A 19,145-nucleotide genomic window follows, 5' to 3' on the forward strand; every position below is an offset into this window, starting at 1 on the left:
CCTCTATCCTCTTCAAATGATGGTTCGCCCCGGACGCGGCGCGGCCTTTCCGGCATCGCGCCAGCGCCCGGACGATGGCCCGCCTCAGAGCGGAATGTTGTCGTGCTTCTTCCAGGGGTTCTCGAGGTTCTTGTTGCGCAGCTTGCGAAGGCCCAGCGCGATGCGCTTGCGGGTCGACTGCGGGTAGATGACCTCGTCGATGTAGCCCCGGCTCGCCGCCACGAAGGGGTTGGCGAAGCGGTCCTCGTATTCCTTGGTCTTGGCCGCAATGCCATCGGCGTCGAGACCGCGGAAGATGATCTCCACCGCACCCTTGGCGCCCATCACCGCGATTTCGGCGGTCGGCCAGGCGTAGTTGAGATCGCCGCGCAGGTGCTTGGAGGCCATGACGTCATAGGCGCCGCCATAGGCCTTGCGGGTGATCACGGTGATCTTGGGCACGGTCGCCTCGCCATAGGCGAAGAGCAGCTTGGCGCCGTGCTTGATGATGCCGTTGTGCTCCTGGTCGGTGCCCGGAAGGAAGCCCGGCACGTCGACGAAGGTGATGATCGGGATGTTGAAGGCATCGCAGAAACGCACGAAGCGTGCGGCCTTCTTGGACGCGTTGATGTCGAGCACGCCCGCCAGCACCATCGGCTGGTTGGCGACGATGCCCACGGTCTTGCCCTCGACCCGGCCGAAGCCGCACAGGATGTTGCCCGCGTGAAGCGGCTGGATCTCGAAGAACTCGCCCTCGTCCAGCGTCTTGCGGATGACTTCGTGCATGTCATAGGGCTGGTTGGCCGAGGGCGGAATGATCGTGTCGAGGCTCGGCTCAAGGCGGTCCCAGGGGTCCGCGTTGGGGCGCTCGGGCACTTCATCGCGATTCGAGGCGGGCAGGAAGTCGATGAATTCGCGCGCGGCCAGCAGCGCCTCGATGTCGTTTTCCAGCGCAAGGTCCGAGACCGAGGTCTTGGACGAATGGGTGATCGCGCCGCCCAGCTCTTCCTGCGTGACAACCTCGTTGGTGACCGTCTTGACCACGTCCGGGCCGGTCACGAACATGTAGGAGCTGTCCTTCACCATGAAGATGAAGTCGGTCATCGCGGGCGAATAGACCGCGCCGCCCGCGCACGGCCCCATGATCAGCGAGAGCTGCGGCACCACGCCCGAGGCCAGAACGTTCTTCTGGAACACGTCGGCATAGCCGCCCAGCGAAGCCACGCCTTCCTGGATGCGCGCACCGCCCGAATCGTTGAGGCCGATCACCGGCGCGCCGACCTTCAGCGCCGCGTCCATCACCTTGCAGATCTTCTGCGCGTGGCGCGCCGAAAGCGAACCGCCGAACACCGTGAAGTCCTGGCTGAAGACGTAGACAAGGCGCCCGTTGATCGTGCCCGAGCCGGTCACCACGCCATCGCCGGGGATCTTCTGCTCTTCCATGCCGAAATCGATGCAATCGTGCTCGACATAGAGATCCATCTCCTCGAAGCTGTCCTCATCGAGGAGAACTTCCAGGCGTTCGCGTGCGGTCAGCTTGCCCTTGGCATGCTGTGCATCGATGCGGCGCTGGCCTCCGCCCATCTTGGCACCGGCACGACGCTTCTCCAGTTCGGCAATATTGGCTGACATCCGACTTCCCTTGGCAGTGCTGTCCCAGACCACGGCGGAAATGGCCCCGCTGCGGAACGGTCCATGGTGGTACGAGCAAAACTTTTTCTGCGCGTGCTAAGGCAGGTCATAGCGCTCAGGTCAACAGTTTTAATCGCCCGGTTAAACAGAAATCGTATTCTAGCCGGACAATATCCGGCAAGCGATCTTCCCGTCTGGCAGGCGCAAACGGTGCGCTTGCGCGGCTTTGCGCGAAACAGTGTATCGTTTCATGCACGTGCGCGCACGAAAAAGGGCAGGAGTTGCCCCCTGCCCCGTTTCGCCCATCGCTTCGCATCTGCGGCGAGGTGGCCCCCGTCGGACGCGCCCTACTTCAGGAGGACCAGTTCCTCCGACATGGTGGGATGGACCGCGACGGTCGCATCGAAGTCCGCCTTGGTGAGCCCCGCCTTCACCGCCACGGCGGCGACCTGGATGATCTCGGGCGAATCCGGACCGATCATGTGCAGGCCCAGCACCTTGCCGGTCTCGGGCTCGCAGATCATCTTGTAGAGCGCGCGCTCGTTACGATGCGCGAGCGCGTTCTTCATCGGCCTGAAATCGCTGGTGTAGACCGTGCACGATCCGAACGCCTTGGTCGCCTCGCTCTCGGTCATGCCGACAGAGGCAATCGGGGGGTGACTGAACACGGCCGAGGGGACGCAGCCGTAATCGACCGTGGTCGGCTTGCCGGCAAAGACCGTGTCGGCAAAAGCCTGGCCCTCGCGGATCGCGACCGGGGTGAGCTGGATGCGGTCGGTGACATCGCCCACCGCGTAGATGCTCTCGACGCTGGTGCGGTTGTACTCGTCCACCGCGATGGCGCCGCGATCGTTGGTCGCAACACCCACCTCGCCAAGGCCGAGCCCTTCGACATTGGGCACGCGGCCCGTGGCGTAGAGCACGCAGTCGACGTCCATCGGATCATGGTTGGTCATGAAGACCTTGAGCGAGCCGTCCGCGTTCTTCTCGATCTTCTCGAACTCGGCCTGGAAGCGGAAGTTGATACCCTTGGCCAGCGAGATCTGCAGCAGACGGTCGCGCATGGCCTCGTCATAGCCGCGCAGGATCTGGTCCGAGCGGTTCATGATGGTGACCTTCGCGCCGAACTCGTTGAAAATCCCGGCGAACTCGTTGGCGATATAGCCGCCGCCCGCGATCAGGACGCGCTGGGGAATGGCGTCGAGATGGAACGCCTCGTTCGAGGTGATGCCGTGTTCGTGCCCTTCGAAGCCAGGCACGAAGGGACGCGCGCCAGTGGCAATGAGGATGACCTTGGCGGTCTTCACCTCGCCGCTCGAGAGCGTGATTTCGTGCGGGCCGGTGATCGTCGCGCGCTCATGGAAGATCTCGACGCCGTTGTTCTCCAGCGTCTGCTTGTAGAGGCCGTTCAGGCGGTCGATGTCGTTGAGGACATTGTCGCGCAGCTTGACCCAATCGAACCTGGCTTCACCGATCTCCCAGCCGAAGTGCTTGGCGTCCTCCAGATCCTCGGCGAAGTGGGCGCCGTAGACGAGCATCTTCTTGGGCACGCAGCCGCGGATCACGCAGGTGCCGCCCACGCGGAACTCCTCGGCCACCGCCACGCGCGCGCCATGGGCTGCCGAGACGCGGCTGGCGCGCACGCCCCCCGAACCGGCACCAATGGTAAAAAGGTCGTAATCGTATTCGGACATCTGCTGGTCGCTCCCGGCGCGTGGGCCTTGCATTCGAGACTATGGATCGCTGCGCGGCATATGGGCCGGGACAGGTCCCTTTGACAACCGCGCGCCCTTATTGTTTGCCTAGCAAACAATCGAAACGATGCAAGAAGGAAGGATTCCGAGGGCCATCGCCCTCGGGCTCCCCAGAACGGCAACCTCACTCTTCCCGCGCCACGCTGGCGCAGAACGGTGAGGTCGCCGATTCCGGGGTCAAGGGGCGATGGCCCCTTGCATCCTCTACCTTACTTCACGCGATCCCGGCGGCCTGGAGCAGCGCTTCGGTCGAGGGATCAAAGGTAGTGCCCCCCTTCTCGATCTGCTTGGCAATCGCCTTGCCCAGCTCGACGCCGAACTGGTCGAACGGGTTGATCCCCATGAGCACCGCGTTCGCGAACGTGCGGTGTTCATGGAAGGCCACCAGCGCGCCGAAGGTGGCGGGCGTCAGATCGTCGAGAAGGATCGTCGCCGAAGGACGGTCGCCCGGATAGGCGCGCGCCGCGTCGTCGCTCGCCTTGCCCGCCATGAGCGCGGCGCCCTGCGCAAAGCAGTTGGAGAGCAGGATGCGGTGGTGGTCCTCGGCCAGGTCATCGCCCGGTGCAATGCAGGCGATGAAGTCCACGGGCACGAGGTTCGTGCCCTGGTGGAGAAGCTGGAACACCGCGTGCTGCGCATCGGTCCCCACGCCGCCCCAGGTGATCGGCGCGGTCGGCCCTTCGACGGGGGTGCCGTCCGCCTTCACGCTCTTGCCGTTCGATTCCATCTCGAGCTGCTGGAGATAGTCGGGCAGCAGCGCCAGGCGCTGGTCGTAGGCGAAGACCGCCCGGGTCTGGCAGCCGCGCAGGCGCGTATAGTACTGGTCGGCAAAGGCCGCGCGCAGCGGCAGGTTGTCCGCCCCGTCGGTGTCGCGGAAATGCTCGTCCATGGCAGCCGCGCCCGCGAGGAACTCGGCAAAGTCCGGCCAGCCCAGTGCCATCGCGACCGGGAAGCCGATCGAGGACCACAGCGAATAACGCCCGCCCACGCTTTCCGAGAAGGGCAGGATGCGGGTTTCATCGACGCCCCATTCCACCGCCTTATCCGGCGACGCCGTCAGCGCGACAACGCGGCCATAAGGGTCCTCGACATCGTTCTCGCGGAACCAGTTCATCACGCTCTCGGCGTTGGTCATGGTCTCGATGGTGGTGAAGGTCTTGGACGCGATGGCCAGCATCGTGGTTTGCGGATCGCAGGCCCGCAGCGCGCGCTCCAGCGCAACCCCGTCGATGTTGGAGACGACATGGACGTCAACCAGCGAGCCCTCTTCGGCCAGCGCGTCGACCGCGAGCGCCGGGCCCAGCGCCGAACCGCCGATACCCACGTGGATGAGGTGCTTCACCTCGCCCATCGCGCCGCGCAGGATGGCCTCGACGATGGCGGCGGTCTTGTGGTGGTAGTCGAGCGCCAGCTGGACGCTCTCCTCCTTGCCCACCCCGCGCTGGGCGGTGTGCTCGGCCGCGCGGCCTTCGGTCGGGTTGACGATCTCGCCCGCGAACAGCGCCGCGCGCCGCCCGGCAAAGTCCATGGCGCCCGCCAGTTCCTCGAACGCGGCGATGTGCGCGTCGTCGAGGTGGGTCTTCGACCAGTCGAATCGGATCTCGCCCAGCGTCTCTTCCTCGCCCAGCTCGAAGCGGGTCGAAAGCTTGTCGAGGCGCTGCGAATCGCCATCGAAGAGCTCGGTCAGGCTCGGTTTTGCAAGCCCCTTGAGAGCGTCCCAGATCGCGTCAGTCATGCCAGTCTCCTCGTTCATGGCGCATTTGGATCGCCTTATGGTTATTGCAGATGCGAAAACCAAGCCGTTTCACAAGAGCGGCGACGCGCCTGTCCCCGGTCGAGCCAAGTTGGCCGCTCCTCGGCAATTCACTTGACCTTTGGGGCCTCGCGCAACATGGGTCGGGCATGAGCGAAACCGACAGCGTTCCCGACACGGCGCCCCAGCCCCAAGCGGCCAAGCCTGACGAAAAGCCCAAGAAGGACGAGAACTTCTTCGCGTTCCTGTTCTGGCTGGTCCTGGGCGTGGTCGTGCTGCGCAGCTTCATCATCTCGCCCTTCAACATTCCCAGCGAATCGATGCTGCCACGCCTGCTGATCGGGGATTACCTGTTCGCCTCGAAGTGGTCCTACGGCTACTCGAAGTACTCGCTGCCATTCAGCGCGCCGCTGATCCCGGGACGCGTCTTTGCCAGCCAGCCGGAACGCGGCGATGTCGTCATCTTCAAGGCGCCCCCGGGCAACGACCTCGACTATATCAAGCGCGTGATCGGCCTGCCCGGCGACGAAATCCGCATGCAGGGCGGCCAGGTCATCCTCAACGGCACGCCCGTGCCCAAGGAACGCATCGACGACTTCATCCTGCCCGTCACGCAGAACATGCGCGATTCCGCCAAGACGGAAATGCGCCTCCCCTGCGTCGAGCCGCGTTTCGAGATCGTGCGCGCCGATGGCTCGTCCGCCTGCCGCTACCCGCAGTACCGCGAAACGCTGCCCAACGGGGTCAGCTACAACGTGCTCGACATGGGCCCGCGCGAGAAGGACAACACCGGCACCTACATCGTGCCCGAAGGCCACATGTTCCTCATGGGTGACAACCGCGACAACTCGCTCGACAGCCGTTTCCCGCCGATCGAAGGCGGCGGCATCGGCATTGTCCCGCAGGAAAACCTGGTCGGCAAGGCCGCGCTGATGATGTTCTCGACCGACGGCTCGGCCAACTGGCTGCTGCCCTGGACCTGGTTCACGGCCGCGCGCTGGAACCGCATCGGTGGGACCTTCTGATCCGTGCTCACTGACGATACCCGCCGCTTTCTCGAAGAGACGGTCGGCCAGCCCATCGCGGACGAGGCGATCTGGATTGCCGCCCTCACCCACGGCAGCACCGGCGAGAAGCGCAACTACGAACGCCTGGAGTTCCTGGGCGACCGGGTCCTGGGCCTCTCCATTGCCGAGTGGCTCTACGAACACAGCGCCGAGGCCGAAGGCCGCCTGTCGCAGCGCCTCAACGCACTCGTCAGCCGCGCAACCTGCGCCGTCATAGCGCGTGGCCTGGGCCTGGGCCCGCACATGCGCCTTGGCAAGCAGGCACGCGACGACGGCGGCGAGGACAGCGAGAACATCCTGGGCGATGTGATGGAGGCGCTCATCGGCGCCTGCTTCCTCGTCCACGGTTTCGAAGCGGCACAGGCCATGGTGCGGCGCCTCTGGGCCAAGACGCTGGAGGGCAAGACCGGCCAGCGCAAGCACCCCAAGTCGGCGCTTCAGGAATGGGCCGCGGGCAACCGCCGCCGCATGCCCGAGTACAAGCTGCTCGACCGCTCCGGCCCCGATCACGCCTCGCAATTCACCGTCGAGGTTGCTATTCACAATGTGGGCCGCGCGCAGGCCACGGCCAATTCCAAGCAGGATGCCGAAACCCGCGCGGCCGAGGAATTCATGAGGAAGTTTGCATGACGTCGCCCGAAAACAGCGCGGAGAAGTGCGGCCTTGTCGCCGTCATCGGCGCGCCCAACGCGGGCAAGTCCACGCTGGTCAACGCCCTTGTCGGCCAGAAGGTCGCCATCACCTCGGCCAAGGCGCAGACCACCCGCGCGCGCCTCATGGGCATTGCCCTGGAAGGCAAGGTCCAGATCATCCTGGCCGACACGCCCGGCATCTTCGCGCCCAAGCGCCGGCTCGACCGCGCGATGGTGGCCGCGGCCTGGGAAGGCGCGGAAGAAGCCGACGCGATCCTGCTCGTGGTCGACCCGATCAAGCAGCGTCGCCACGAACTGGAGCCCCTGCTCGAGACGCTGAAGGAGCGTTCGGAGCGCAAGATCCTCGTCCTCAACAAGGTCGATGCCTGCGCCAAGGAACCGCTGCTCAAGCTCGCCCAGGAACTGGGAGCTGCGGTCACTTTCGATGAAGTCTACTTCGTCTCCGCCCTCACCGGGGACGGCGTGCCGGAACTGAAGGCGCACCTTGCGGGGCTCATGCCCGAAGGCCCTTGGCACTACCCCGAGGAACAGGTCTCGGACGCCAGCGAGCGCCTGCTCGCCTGTGAGGTCACACGCGAACAGCTCTACCGCCAGCTCCACGAGGAACTGCCCTACGACAGCGCGGTGCGGGCTGAAAGCTACACCCAGCGCAAGGACGGCTCGGTCGAGATCCGCCAGCAGATCGTCGTCACGCGCGACAACCAGCGCGCCATCGTGCTGGGCAAGCGCGGTGCCAAGATCAAGGCCATCGGCGAAGCCGCCCGCAAGGAACTCGCCGAGATCCTGGGGCAGAAGGTCCACCTCTTCCTCCATGTGAAGGTCGAGGAAAACTGGGCCGAAACGAAAGATATCTACGAAGAAATCGGGCTCGACTGGGTCCGCTAAGCGTTTCCAGCCAGACTTTTACCCGCGTTCCCTTTCAGGAGGCACGATGACGTTCTTTTCCCGCGCGGGCCGCCTTGAGCTGGCCGCGCTGCTTACCGCTGCCTGCGCGCTTTCGATGAGTGCGGCCCAGGCCCAGACGAAGGCGCCCGTGCGTGTCGAACCGACTACGCCCGAACCTGTCGTCACTCTCGAGGCTCCCCCGCCGCCCGAACCCGTGAGCCTGGAAGGCGAGCGCTACGTAGCGATGGGCTCCTCGTTCTCGGCGGGGCCGGGCCTGCGCCCGGCCAAGCCCGGCCCTTATCCGCGTTGCGGGCAGAGCCAGAACAACTATCCCACGCTCCTTGCCGAGCGCTTCGGGCTGAACCTGACCGACCGCACCTGCTCGGGTGCGATGACGACGAACATCTTGGGCCCGTGGAAGGAAATCGCCCCCCAGATCGAGGCGGTCACGCCCCAGACCCGACTGGTGACGATCACCATCGGCGGCAACGATCTCAACTACATCGGCAACCTGTTCTCGGCGACCTGCCACTTCCGCAACGCAAACCGCGCTCCTGGAGCCAAGCCGCGCACGTGCAACGCCGTGCGCACGCCCCAGAACGTCGACTACGCGCGCGTCGAAATGCAGATGAACGAGATCATCCGCCGTGTGCGCAGCCAGGCCCCGCGAGCGCAGATCGTGCTCGTCCAGTACCTGACCCCGCTGCCCCCTGCTGGGCAGCTGTGCGAGGCGACGCCTGTCAGCCCCGAACACGCCGCCATCGTGCGCACCATCGGCAAGCGCCTTGGCGAGATTACCGACAAGATCGCCCGCGAACGCGGTGTCCTGGTCGTGGAAATGAACATTGCCTCGAAGGGGCACACCCCGTGCGATGGCGAAAACGCCTGGATGATCGGTTCACCGGCGGGCTACGACGGGAGCCTGGGCCTCCAGTGGCACCTCAACCTCGCGGGCATGCGCGCAACCGCACAGGACATCTCGTGGTGGCTGATCAACAGCGGCATCAAGGAAATCAACCCGCCTGCGTACGACGATGCGCCTGAGGTACAGAGCCAGGACAGCGCGGCCGCAATCGGCTGATTTCAAGAAGATAAAGAGAACTTCTCAAGGGGCCATCGCCCCTTGGACCCCGGAACGGGCCACCTCACGTCTTTCAGCCACGGTCACGCAAGGAAGGTGAGGTCGCCAGTTCGGGGAGCCGGAGGGCAATGGCCCTCGGAAACGTCTTGTTTCGCCTTTACCGCGCCTTCGCGATGGAAAACCCGTGCTGGCGCGCCGCATCCTTGGTCGATTCCTCGGTGCGATTGAGAGCCTTGGCGATTTCCTTGAGGCCCTTGCCCTTCCCCGCAAGCATCTGCAGCTTCTGCAGCTCTTCCGGTTTCCAGGGCTGCTTGTGCTTGGCGATCTTGTTGCTCATGGCCTGCTTTCCGGCCCGCTGACGGGCCTCACATGATTGGGGCCGCCGAAGCGCCCGATGCGACCGGCGCAGCGGAGACGGCCCAAAGGCGCCATCCGCTGCGTGATCTCGCGAAAGTTACGCGTCCCAGGGCACATCGTCGCCCTGATCCTCGCCCGCTGTATCAGCCTTCTTCGCCGGGGCTTTCTTGGCCGTCGTCTTTTTCGGGGCCGCCTTCTTTGCCGGAGCCTTCTTGGGCGCAGCTTCGCCCTCACCCTCGTCCGCCTTCTTCGCCGCGGCCTTCTTCGGCGCGGCCTTCTTCGGCGCGGCCTTCTTGGCGGGGGCCTTCTTCTTCGCCGGTGCCTTCTTCTTGCCCTTGGGCGGGCCCTTGGCGGCCTTCGCGTCGATCAGGGCGATGGCCTCGGCGTCGGTCAGGTCCTCGGGCTTGCTGTCGCGCGGGAGCGTGGCGTTGTAGGTGCCGTCGGTCACGTAGGGGCCATAGCGGCCCGACATGACCTTCATCTCGCCGTCGCTGGTGGGGTGCTTGCCCAGGACCTTGATCGGCTCGGCCTTGGTGCGCCCGCCGCCCCGGCCCGCGGCCGCCTCAGCCAGGATCGAGACCGCTGCGTTCATGCCCGTCTCGAACACATCCGCAGTAGTCTTGAGCTTGCCGTACTTGCCGTTGTGCAAGAGGTACGGCCCATAACGACCGATGTTTGCGACAATTTCCTCACCCGTTTCGGGGTGCGTGCCGACCGTGCGCGGCAGGCTCAGCAGCTTGACAGCCCAGTCCAGATCGAGCTCGTCGATGTCCTTGGGGATCGAGGCGCGCTTGGCGTCCTTGCCCTCACCCATCTGGATGTAGGGACCGAAGCGCCCGACCTTGCGCAGGATCTCCTCGCCCGTCTCGGGGTGGGTGCCCAGTTCCTGATCGTCCTGCTGTTCGCCGCTGGCACCGGCCTGCGCGAACTTGCGGGTGAACTTGCACTCGGGGTAGTTCGAGCAGGCGATGAACGCCCCGTAGCGACCGCCGCGCAGCGCCAGCTTGCCGTCCGCACACTTGGGGCACTGGCGCGGGTCGGAGCCATCCTCCTTGGGCGGGAACAGGAAGTCGGACAGGAACGTGTCCAGCTCCTTGGTCACGTCCGAGGGCTTCAGCTCCATGATCTCGTCGGACTTGGGCTTGAAGTCGCGCCAGAACGCTTCGAGCAGGTCCTTCCAGGCCTGGCGGCCGTCCGAGACGTCGTCGAGTTCATCTTCCATGCCCGCCGTGAAGTCATAGGCGACATAGCGTTCGAAGAAGCGCTGCAGGAACGAGGTGAGAAGCCGGCCCGATTCCTCGGCGAAGAAACGATTCTTTTCGGTCCGCACGTAGTTGCGGTCCTTCAGGACCTGGATCGTCGCCGCGTAGGTCGAGGGGCGCCCGATGCCCAGCTCCTCCAGCCGCTTGACGAGGCTGGCTTCGGAAAAGCGCGGCGGCGGCTGGGTGAAGTGCTGCTCGGCGGTGACGTCCTTCTTGGCCGGCATGTCGCCCGCCTTCATGAAGGGCAGCAGGCCGCTGTCATCATCGTCCGACTTGTTGTCCTGGCCTTCCTCGTAGACGGCCAGGAAACCCGGGAACTTCACGACCTGGCCCGAGGCGCGCAGTTCGGTGCGGCCCGTTCCATCACGCAGAGTGACGGTCGTACGTTCCATCTGTGCCGAGGCCATCTGGCTCGCCATCGCGCGCTTGAAGATGAGGTCGTAGAGACGCCCCGCATCGCCCGAGCCCAGCTTGTCCTTGGTGAAGTCCGTCGGGCGGATCGCCTCGTGGGCTTCCTGCGCGTTCTTCGCCTTGGTTTCGTAGTGGCGCGGCTTGTCGGGGAGGAAATGCCCGTCATACCGGTCCGCAACGGCCTTGCGGCAGTCCTGGATCGCGCTCGGGTCCATCTGCACGCCGTCGGTACGCATGTAAGTGATCGCGCCCTGCTCGTAGAGCCCCTGCGCCACGCGCATGGTCTGGCTGGCCGAGAAGCCGAGCTTGCGCGCGGCTTCCTGCTGCAGGGTCGAGGTGGTGAAGGGCGGCTGCGGGTTGCGGCGGTGCGGCTTGGTCTCGACGTTCTCGACCTTGAAGGCGCCGTTCTCGACCGCCGCCTTGGCGCGCATCGCGACGCCCTCCTCGCCCAGCGACAGGCGGTCGAGCTTCTCGCCCTCGAACTGGACGAGCTTGGCGGTGAAGTCCGTACCATCGTGCGCCATCAGCGCCGCAACCGACCAGTATTCCTGGGGCTTGAACGCCTCGATCTCGCGCTCACGGTCCACGATCAGGCGCAGCGCCACCGACTGCACGCGGCCTGCCGACTTGGCGCCGGGCAGCTTGCGCCAGAGCACCGGCGACAGCGTGAAGCCGAACAGGTAGTCCAGCGCACGGCGCGCGAGGTAGGCGTCGATCAGGTCCTGATCGAGCTCGCGCGGCTCCTGCATCGCCTTGGTGACGGTCGCCTTGGTGATTGCGTTGAACGTGACGCGCTCCACCTCCTTGGGCAGCGCACGGCGCTTCTTGAGAAGCTCCAGCACGTGCCAGGAAATGGCCTCGCCTTCGCGATCAGGGTCAGTCGCGAGAATCAGGCGGTCGGCTTCCTTGGCCGCATCGGTGATGGCGCGGACCTGCTTCTGCTTGTCGCCATAAAGCTCCCAGTCCATCTCGAAGCCTTCGTCCGGGCGGACCGAGCCATCCTTGGGCGGCAGGTCGCGGACGTGGCCGTAGCTGGCGAGCACCTTGTAGTCCTTGCCGAGATACTTCTCGATGGTTTTGGCCTTGGCGGGTGACTCGACGATAACAAGCTGCATTTCAGACTTTCTAGTATGCCCCTCACGTGCGTGCGCATGCACATACACGTGTATGTGTGTACGCATAGGGTGGGAATCGGATGAACCGTTCGTCAAGCACCAATGCGTGACGGCGCGATGGCAAAAGTGGGGACCCTGCCCGCGAGGCACAAGGCTCGGATGCGCCCGACGGGTCCGCCTAGCCGGATAGACTGACCCGGCCCGCGGCGTGGCGGATCAGGCGTCCGCTCAGTTCAAGTTCGAGCAGGGCCAGTTGCACAGCCGACGGGCTTGCGCCGGTCTGGCGGATGAGTTCGTCCACGGCGACGGGCGCAGTCGTCAGGAGATCGGCGATTTCGGCCGGACGGTCATCGACTGGCGCGACGTCCTCGGTGAAGTCCCATTCCGCCACGTCCTCCCGGAAGGTGGAGCGCGGGCTGGTGCCGTCGAAGGCGGTGATGAGTTCGCACACGTCCTCGACCGACTGGACCAGCACCGCGCCGTCGCGGATGAGACCGTTGCAGCCGTGGGCGCGCGGATCGAGCGGGGAGCCGGGAATCGCCATCACCTCACGCCCCATCTCGCCCGCCAGCCGGGCGGTGATGAGCGAACCCGATTTGGGCGCGGCCTCGACCACCAGCGTGCCCGCACAGAGCCCGGCGATGATGCGGTTGCGGGCCGGAAAATGGCGTGCCAGCGGCTCGGTTCCGCAGGGCTGTTCCGCAAGCACCAGCCCTTTTTCCACGATCTCGGCCTGAAGTGCCTCGTGCTCGGGCGGATAGGCGATGTCGATGCCGCTCGCGATCACGCCCACGGTCGCGCCGCCCGCGGCGAGCGCGCCCTGGTGCGCGGCCCCGTCGATACCCCGGGCAAGTCCCGAGACGACGGTGAAACCCGCCTGCCCCAGACCATAGGCGAAATCGCGCGCCAGACGCACCGCGGCGGCCGAGGCGTTGCGCGCGCCGACCATGGCAACGCTGGGGCGATGCATGAGCGAAAGATCGCCCAGACAGGTCAGGATCGGCGGAGCGCCGCTCACTTGCGCAAGCAAGGGGGGATTGTCCGGCGAATCGTGGAAGAGATAGCGCGCGCCCAGCTTGCGCATCGCGCTCGTCTCTGCGTCGATGCGCTTGACCGGGGCGGCGGTGTAGCGCCTGCCCCCCTTCCCGGCGATATCGGGCAGCGCCTCAAGCGCGGCGATTGCGGTGCCGAATCTGCCCAGAAGCTGGCGGTAGCTGACGGGCCCAACATTGGGCGAGCGCAGCAGGCGGATGCGCGCGAAGGCTTCCTCCTGGCTCAGTTGCAGCCGTTCCTTCCCGACCGTGCCCGCAGACTCCTTCGCCTCGTCCATTCGCCCCCGCAGATACGTTCTACTTCTTGCTGCCCACCCTGGGTTCGGTCCCCGCGATCAGGCGGTCGATATTGGCACGATGCTGGAAGAGGACGACAAGGGCAATAACCCCGAGCACCATCGCGGCCTCGTTCTGACCGACAAGGTAGGCGACGAGCGGCGCGATGACCGCCGCGCTGATCCCCGCAACCGAGGAAATGCGCACCACGGCAAGGAGGCCGATCCAGGCCACCGCGTAGGCAAGGCCGATGGGCCAGGCGTAGGCAAAGGCGATGCCCGCCGTGGTCGCCACGCCCTTGCCGCCCTTGAACTTGAGCCAGACCGGGAAGCAGTGGCCGAAGAAGGCGCCAAGCGCGGCCAGCCAGGTCCACTCCGGCCAGAGCAGTGACGTCATCGCCACCGCCGCCAGGCCCTTGGCGAGGTCAAGCAGAAGGGTTGCAGCGGCGAGCTTCTTGTTGCCCGTGCGCAAGACATTGGTCGCCCCGATATTGCCCGAGCCGATGGACCGCAAATCGTCCATCCCGGCAAGCTGGGTGAGCATGAGACCGAAGGGCACCGAGCCGAAGCCGTAGCCGACAAGAAGAGCAAGAATCCAATCCATGGCGCGCCCCATAGCCCGATTGGAAGGCAAGGCGAAGACATCTTGCGCGCGCAACTGCCGCGCTGGTGCGACCAGTTGCCGCTTCCCGCGTTGCGACATGCGCGCTATCGCGGCTAACTGGAGCTTGGCTCAAGGTAGCCTAGTGGGCTCAAGGCAAGGTGATGGCAGGCGAAATTCTCGAAGCGGACACGGTGAAGGCGGATATCGGAGGGCTCGACGCAGCCGCGCCCGTGCTGCTGTTCGATTCGGGCGTGGGCGGTCTCACCGTCCTTGACGAAGTGCGCCATCTCCTGCCCGAGGCTCCCATTCTCTACGCCGCCGACACCGCCGGCCTGCCCTATGGCACCAAGACCGAAGCGCAGATTGCCGCGCGCGTGGCCGGTCTTCTTGGCCGCATGGCCGAGCGCTTTCGCCCCCGGCTCATCTGCATTGCCTGCAACACCGCCTCCACGATTGCGCTCGGTATGGTGCGCGAAGTCCTCGAAACACCCATCGTGGGCACCGTCCCCGCGATAAAGCCGGCGGCTGCGATGACGCAAAGCGGGGTCATCGGCCTTCTCGGCACCCAGGCGACGATCCGGCAGGGCTATGTCGACCGGCTCGAACGCGAATTTGCCGCCGACCAGCAGCTCCTGCGCCACGGCGCGCCCGAACTGGTCGATGCCGCCGAGGCCAAGCTGCGCGGCGAGAGCGTCGATCCCGCCGCCATTTCGCGTGCGGTGGAGGCTCTGCGCGCCATGCCCGGCGGCGAGCGGATCGACACGGTGGTGCTGGCCTGCACCCATTTCCCGCTTCTGGAACCGGAACTTTCCGCCGCATTCGGGCCCGATGTGCGCTTCGTCCACGGCGCACAGGGGATCGCACGACAGGTCGCCCGATTGACACATGGGCAGGCGTTTGCCCGCCGCACGCCCGACCGCGCGCTCTTCACCGGAGATCCTGTGGCCGCACGCGCCTACAGCACGGCTCTTGCCCGCTTCGGGCTGGCGAGCATCGAACACTTCTGACACCGGCCCAAGGGCCCTTCAGATTGAAACTCCTTGCAAACCTTGATGGCGATCAATGTTTGCAAGTCACAGCGCGGCAATAGGCACAGTCACGCAGAGAGCCACAGAAGCTTTCGCAAATCGGGAGAAAACCGGCAGCACGGCTAGGACAAGGCGTCCACTTCCGTACAAAGTCGATACGTCTATATGGGACAACGTTCTGGTCATGGACCAAGGGATAATGTATTGGCCCGCGATACGGGGTAGAGTTCGTCTTTCCATGGGAAAGTCCCGAAAGGACTGGACCGGGGGACGGATAGAGGCAAAGGTTAAGCCGGCGCAGAGCAAAAGGCATGACGGCGTAGAGCAGGACAAGGCTTTCGTGAACTACGATCAGATTTTCGACCAGGCGATCGATCGCCTTCACTCCGAAGGTCGCTATCGCGTCTTCATCGATATCCTGCGCAACAAGGGGGCCTACCCCAACGCCCGCTGCTTTGCCGGGCACAATGGCCCCAAGCCGATCACGGTGTGGTGCTCGAACGACTACCTTGCCATGGGCCAGCACCCCAAGGTGATCGAGGCCATGGAAGAGGCGCTGCACGACGTGGGCGCGGGCTCGGGTGGCACGCGCAACATCGGCGGCAACACCCACTACCATATCGAGCTGGAATCCGAGCTGGCCGACCTGCACGGCAAGGAAGGCGCGCTGCTCTTCACCTCGGGCTACGTCTCGAACGATGCGACGCTGTCCACGCTCGCCAAGCTGCTGCCGGGCTGCGTGATCTTCTCGGACGAGCTGAACCACGCGAGCATGATCGCCGGCATCCGCAACGCAGGCTGCCCCAAGAAGATCTTCCGCCACAACGACCTTGAACACCTCGAGGAACTGCTGGCCGAGACCGACCCCGCGCTGCCCAAGCTGATCGCGTTCGAATCGGTCTATTCGATGGACGCCGACGTCGCCCCGATCCACGAGATCTGCGACCTCGCCGAAAAGTACAACGCGCTGACCTACATCGACGAGGTTCACGCGGTGGGCATGTACGGCCCGCGCGGCGGCGGCATCACCGACCGCGACAAGGCCGCGCACCGCATCGACATCATCGAGGGTACGCTGGGCAAGGCATTCGGCGTCATGGGTGGCTACATCGCCGCCGACCAGAAGATCATCGACTGCATCCGCTCCTATGCGCCGGGCTTCATCTTCACGACCTCGCTCTCGCCGGTGCTGGTCGCGGGCGTGCTCGCCTCGGTGAAGCACCTCAAGAGCTCGAGCGTCGAGCGCGAGGCGCAGCAGAAGTCGGCCGCAATGATGAAGGCCAAGTTCCGTGAAGCGGGTCTTCCGGTCATGAATTCGACCACGCACATCGTGCCGCTGATGGTCGGCGATCCGGTCAAGGCCAAGAAGATCAGCGACATCCTGCTCGCCGAATACGGCGCCTACGTGCAGCCGATCAACTTCCCGACCGTGCCGCGCGGCAAGGAGCGCCTGCGCTTCACGCCGGGCCCTGCACACACCGAGGAAATGATGGACCATCTCACGCGCGCCCTGGTCGAGATCTGGGAACGCCTGGAAATGCGCAAGGCCGCCTGAACGCACCTGCGCCCCAGCCCCCTTCACGTCAGAAAATTCCTTTTGGGCGTGGCCGGATAACTTCCGGCCCGCCCCCTTCCCTTATGCCAGCCAGGTCCCATCTAGGGGGTCACGCAAGGTCCGCGCCTCTCGCGGCCCGTTGATCCGAGGACCCAATGGCAAAACTCTTCTCGCCGATCACGCTGGGCGATCTCACCCTTTCCAATCGCATCGTCATCGCCCCCATGTGCCAGTACTCGGCACAGGATGGCTGCATGACCGACTGGCACGCGATGCACATCGGCCAGCTCGCCCAATCGGGCGCGGGCGCCTTCACCATCGAGGCCACCGCAGTCAGCCCGGAAGGGCGCATCACCTACGCCGACGTCGGCCTGTGGGACGATGCGACCGAAGCCGCGATGGACAAGGTGCTGCAATCGGTGCGGCGCTGGTCGGACATGCCCATCGTCATCCAGCTCGGCCACGCAGGCCGCAAGGCCAGCTGCGAAAAGCCCTGGGACGGCGGCGGCCAGATCGCGCCTGACGCGGCGAACGGCTGGCAGACCGTCTCGGCCTCGGACATTCCCTTCTCCGCCGATGACAACGCCCCCGCCGCCCTCGACACCGAGGGTCTGGCGCGTCTTCGCGATGCCTTTGCCCAGGCCGCCGTGCGCGCTGCGCGCCTTGGCATCGATGCCATCCAGCTTCACGGCGCGCACGGCTACCTGCTCCACCAGTTCCTCTCGCCGCTCTCCAACACGCGTACCGACGAATACGGCGGAAGCCTGGAAAACCGCATGCGCTTCCCGCTTGAGGTCTTCGACGCCGTGCGCGCCGCCTTCCCTTCGGAGAAGCCCGTCACCATGCGCATCTCGGGCACCGATTGGGTCGAGGGCGGCTGGGACATCGAACAGTCCGTGGCCTTCTCCAAGGCACTGGAAGCGCGCGGGGTTGCCGCCATGCACATTTCCTCGGGCGGTCTCCACGTGGACCAGAAGATCCCCGTCGGCCCCAGCTACCAGGTACCGCTGGCCCGCGCCGTCAAGGAGGCCGTGAACGTCCCCGTCATCGCGGTCGGCCTCATCACCGAACCCGAGCAGGCCGAGGCCATCGTCGCGACGGGCGATGCCGACATGATCGCGCTGGCGCGTACGGTTCTCTACGACCCGCGCTGGCCCTGGCACGCCGCCGCCGCGCTTGGCGCGCAGGTCAAGGCCGCCCCGCAGTACCTGCGCTGCCAGCCCCATCGCCTCAAGGACCTGTTCTCCGCGTAAGGCTCATAGCCACACCAAAAAGGCCCCCGGAACACATGGTTCCGGGGGCCTTTTTCATTCCGTTCGAGCGCGACGCCTCAGCGCAGCGAGACCACGTTGTCCGACACGCGCGGGTCCGCACGATCGCCGGTGTAGAGGCTGGCCATCGGCTCATCCTCGACAATGACGACTTCCGCGCCGCCAAAGCCGTTGAACGCAGTCTTCATCGCCGCGCCATAGGCGCCCAGCATGCCGACCTCGATCCAGTCGCCCGCCTTGATGCCCGGAGGCAGCATGAAGGGACCTTCCATGAAGTCCGCATCGTCGCAGGTCGGGCCGTAGAACGAGAAGGCTTCCAGTTCGGCCGCGTCCATCGCTGCATTGTCGTTGTCGACATCGCGCGGGATGTGGCGGACCGGGAAACGCCAGGCCACGTGCGCCGCATCATAGAGCGCGCCATAGGCCCCGTCGTTGATGTACAGCTCTTCCCCGCGGCGCTTCTCGACCTTGACGATCAGCGAATTGTACTCGGCCGACAGCGCACGACCGGGCTCGCACCACAGCTCCGCGTTGTAGGCAATCGGCATCGCTTCGAAGTGGCGGTGAATGATCGCGAAGTAATCCTCGAGCGGCGGCGGTTCCATGCCCGGGTAGCTGGAGGGGAAGCCCCCACCCACGTCGATCATGTCGATCACGACACCGGCATCGGCAATCGCGGCGCGCGCGCGCTCGAGCGCCTGGACATAGGCGAACGGGGTCATCGCCTGGCTGCCCACGTGGAAGCACACGCCCAGCCAGTCCGCGACCTGGCGGGTCGACTGGAGCAGCTGGCCTGCATCGACAAGATCGACACCGAACTTGGAGGCAAGGCTGAGCTCGGAATATTCCGAGGAGACGCGCAGGCGCACACACAGGCGCAGGTCCTTCGCGCGCACACCGTTCTCGTCAGTGGTCGCGGCCACGATCTTGTCGACCTCTTCCTGGGTATCCAGGCTGAAGGTGCGCACACCGTGCTTGAAATAGGCCTCGCGGATCGCGCTCGCCGTCTTGACCGGGTGCATGAAGCACAGCGTCGCTTCGGGAAGCGTCGCGCGCACCATGCGCACCTCGGTGATGGAGGCGACGTCGTAATGCGTGATCCCGTTGTCCCACAGGATCTGGATCAGATCGGGCGAGGGATTGGCCTTGACCGCATAGAGCGAGCGGCCCGGAAACTTCGTCGCGAAGAATCGAGCGGCGCGCGCCGCAGCGTGCGGGCGGTTCAGGATAACGGGTTCGTCAGGCGCGATTTCGCGCGCTACGGCCGGTGCGTCGAGATGTTGGAGCAATTCAAGGGACCCCCAGCGAAATTGTTAGCGACAAAGCTGCCTTGCGGTTTGGAAGTCCCCATGGGGCAGCGAGGGGCGGATATAAGACTGATGCGCTGAATCGCAAGTGAAAAACCAAAGAT

At 65.2% G+C, this 19,145-nt stretch carries 15 protein-coding genes; 7 read left to right on the forward strand and 8 right to left on the reverse strand.

Going from position 1 to position 19,145, the window contains the following annotated elements:
- Positions 1-84: 84 nt before the first annotated feature.
- The 3 genes from HT578_RS04390 to pgi all read right to left on the reverse strand — a co-directional run bounded on the left by HT578_RS04390 (position 85) and on the right by pgi (position 5,100).
- Positions 85-1,611: an acyl-CoA carboxylase subunit beta gene (locus HT578_RS04390; protein ID WP_213502316.1), complete on the reverse strand. Its 1,527-nt coding sequence runs from the start codon at positions 1,609-1,611 to the stop codon at positions 85-87.
- Positions 1,612-1,958: 347 nt separating this feature from the next.
- Entirely contained in the window at positions 1,959-3,305 is a 1,347-nt protein-coding gene (gor, locus tag HT578_RS04395) for a glutathione-disulfide reductase (protein WP_213502317.1), read from the reverse strand.
- 274 nt (positions 3,306-3,579) lie between these two features.
- Positions 3,580-5,100, reverse strand: coding sequence for a glucose-6-phosphate isomerase (pgi, locus tag HT578_RS04400; RefSeq protein ID WP_213502318.1), 1,521 nt, complete (start codon positions 5,098-5,100; stop codon positions 3,580-3,582).
- A 167-nt stretch (positions 5,101-5,267) separates the two neighbouring features.
- Between pgi and lepB the strand changes: the two genes are divergently transcribed.
- From lepB to HT578_RS04420, 4 genes are read left to right on the forward strand one after another with little or no spacing between them, the layout of a single operon-like run.
- Positions 5,268-6,143: a signal peptidase I gene (gene lepB / locus HT578_RS04405; RefSeq protein ID WP_213502319.1), complete on the forward strand. Its 876-nt coding sequence runs from the start codon at positions 5,268-5,270 to the stop codon at positions 6,141-6,143.
- Between the two features lie 3 nt (positions 6,144-6,146).
- A complete protein-coding gene (gene rnc / locus HT578_RS04410; RefSeq protein WP_039392767.1) occupies positions 6,147-6,815 on the forward strand; it encodes a ribonuclease III in 669 nt (222 codons plus the stop codon).
- Positions 6,812-7,723 carry a GTPase Era gene (gene era / locus HT578_RS04415; protein WP_039392766.1) on the forward strand — a complete coding sequence of 304 codons (912 nt, stop codon included), beginning with the start codon at positions 6,812-6,814 and terminating at the stop codon, positions 7,721-7,723. The genes rnc and era overlap by 4 nt, the downstream gene beginning before the upstream one ends.
- Positions 7,724-7,769: 46 nt before the next feature.
- Positions 7,770-8,804, forward strand: a complete 1,035-nt coding sequence (locus HT578_RS04420; RefSeq protein ID WP_239026477.1) for an SGNH/GDSL hydrolase family protein — start codon at positions 7,770-7,772, stop codon at positions 8,802-8,804.
- A gap of 157 nt (positions 8,805-8,961) precedes the next feature.
- Here HT578_RS04420 and HT578_RS04425 read toward each other — a convergent pair whose 3' ends face one another.
- From HT578_RS04425 to plsY, 4 genes are all read right to left on the reverse strand, one after another.
- Positions 8,962-9,141: a hypothetical protein gene (locus HT578_RS04425; RefSeq protein ID WP_213502320.1), complete on the reverse strand. Its 180-nt coding sequence runs from the start codon at positions 9,139-9,141 to the stop codon at positions 8,962-8,964.
- A 117-nt stretch (positions 9,142-9,258) separates the two neighbouring features.
- Complete coding sequence (topA, locus tag HT578_RS04430; RefSeq protein WP_213502321.1) at positions 9,259-11,949, reverse strand: type I DNA topoisomerase; 2,691 nt, start codon at positions 11,947-11,949, stop codon at positions 9,259-9,261.
- Between the two features lie 178 nt (positions 11,950-12,127).
- A complete protein-coding gene (dprA, locus tag HT578_RS04435; RefSeq protein ID WP_213502322.1) occupies positions 12,128-13,279 on the reverse strand; it encodes a DNA-processing protein DprA in 1,152 nt (383 codons plus the stop codon).
- A gap of 19 nt (positions 13,280-13,298) precedes the next feature.
- On the reverse strand, positions 13,299-13,880 hold the full coding sequence (gene plsY, locus HT578_RS04440; RefSeq protein WP_213502323.1) for a glycerol-3-phosphate 1-O-acyltransferase PlsY: 582 nt from the start codon (positions 13,878-13,880) through the stop codon (positions 13,299-13,301).
- 161 nt (positions 13,881-14,041) lie between these two features.
- On the opposite strand from plsY, the gene murI reads away from it, so the two are divergent.
- From murI to HT578_RS04455, 3 genes are all read left to right on the forward strand, one after another.
- Positions 14,042-14,887 carry a glutamate racemase gene (gene murI, locus HT578_RS04445; RefSeq protein ID WP_213502324.1) on the forward strand — a complete coding sequence of 282 codons (846 nt, stop codon included), beginning with the start codon at positions 14,042-14,044 and terminating at the stop codon, positions 14,885-14,887.
- Between the two features lie 361 nt (positions 14,888-15,248).
- Positions 15,249-16,463, forward strand: coding sequence for a 5-aminolevulinate synthase (gene hemA / locus HT578_RS04450; protein WP_213502325.1), 1,215 nt, complete (start codon positions 15,249-15,251; stop codon positions 16,461-16,463).
- A gap of 155 nt (positions 16,464-16,618) precedes the next feature.
- Positions 16,619-17,716, forward strand: a complete 1,098-nt coding sequence (locus HT578_RS04455) for an NADH:flavin oxidoreductase/NADH oxidase (RefSeq protein ID WP_213502326.1) — start codon at positions 16,619-16,621, stop codon at positions 17,714-17,716.
- A gap of 77 nt (positions 17,717-17,793) precedes the next feature.
- Here the strand turns inward: HT578_RS04455 and HT578_RS04460 are convergent, their stop codons facing one another.
- Positions 17,794-19,023, reverse strand: a complete 1,230-nt coding sequence (locus HT578_RS04460) for a type III PLP-dependent enzyme (protein WP_039392764.1) — start codon at positions 19,021-19,023, stop codon at positions 17,794-17,796.
- Positions 19,024-19,145 lie beyond the last annotated feature (122 nt).

This window comes from Novosphingobium decolorationis (assembly GCF_018417475.1).
Lineage (GTDB): Bacteria > Pseudomonadota > Alphaproteobacteria > Sphingomonadales > Sphingomonadaceae > Novosphingobium > Novosphingobium decolorationis.

Excerpts from the sequence above, each read along its gene's own strand:
- HT578_RS04390 (WP_213502316.1), bottom strand. The coding sequence starts at position 1,611 with ATGTCAGCCAATATTGCCGAACTGGAGAAGCGTCGTGCCGGTGCCAAG.
- gor (WP_213502317.1), bottom strand. The coding sequence starts at position 3,305 with ATGTCCGAATACGATTACGACCTTTTTACCATTGGTGCCGGTTCGGGG.
- pgi (WP_213502318.1), bottom strand. The coding sequence starts at position 5,100 with ATGACTGACGCGATCTGGGACGCTCTCAAGGGGCTTGCAAAACCGAGC.
- lepB (WP_213502319.1), top strand. The coding sequence starts at position 5,268 with ATGAGCGAAACCGACAGCGTTCCCGACACGGCGCCCCAGCCCCAAGCG.
- era (WP_039392766.1), top strand. The coding sequence starts at position 6,812 with ATGACGTCGCCCGAAAACAGCGCGGAGAAGTGCGGCCTTGTCGCCGTC.
- HT578_RS04420 (WP_239026477.1), top strand. The coding sequence starts at position 7,770 with ATGACGTTCTTTTCCCGCGCGGGCCGCCTTGAGCTGGCCGCGCTGCTT.
- HT578_RS04425 (WP_213502320.1), bottom strand. The coding sequence starts at position 9,141 with ATGAGCAACAAGATCGCCAAGCACAAGCAGCCCTGGAAACCGGAAGAG.
- topA (WP_213502321.1), bottom strand. The coding sequence starts at position 11,949 with ATGCAGCTTGTTATCGTCGAGTCACCCGCCAAGGCCAAAACCATCGAG.
- dprA (WP_213502322.1), bottom strand. The coding sequence starts at position 13,279 with ATGGACGAGGCGAAGGAGTCTGCGGGCACGGTCGGGAAGGAACGGCTG.
- plsY (WP_213502323.1), bottom strand. The coding sequence starts at position 13,880 with ATGGATTGGATTCTTGCTCTTCTTGTCGGCTACGGCTTCGGCTCGGTG.
- murI (WP_213502324.1), top strand. The coding sequence starts at position 14,042 with ATGGCAGGCGAAATTCTCGAAGCGGACACGGTGAAGGCGGATATCGGA.
- HT578_RS04455 (WP_213502326.1), top strand. The coding sequence starts at position 16,619 with ATGGCAAAACTCTTCTCGCCGATCACGCTGGGCGATCTCACCCTTTCC.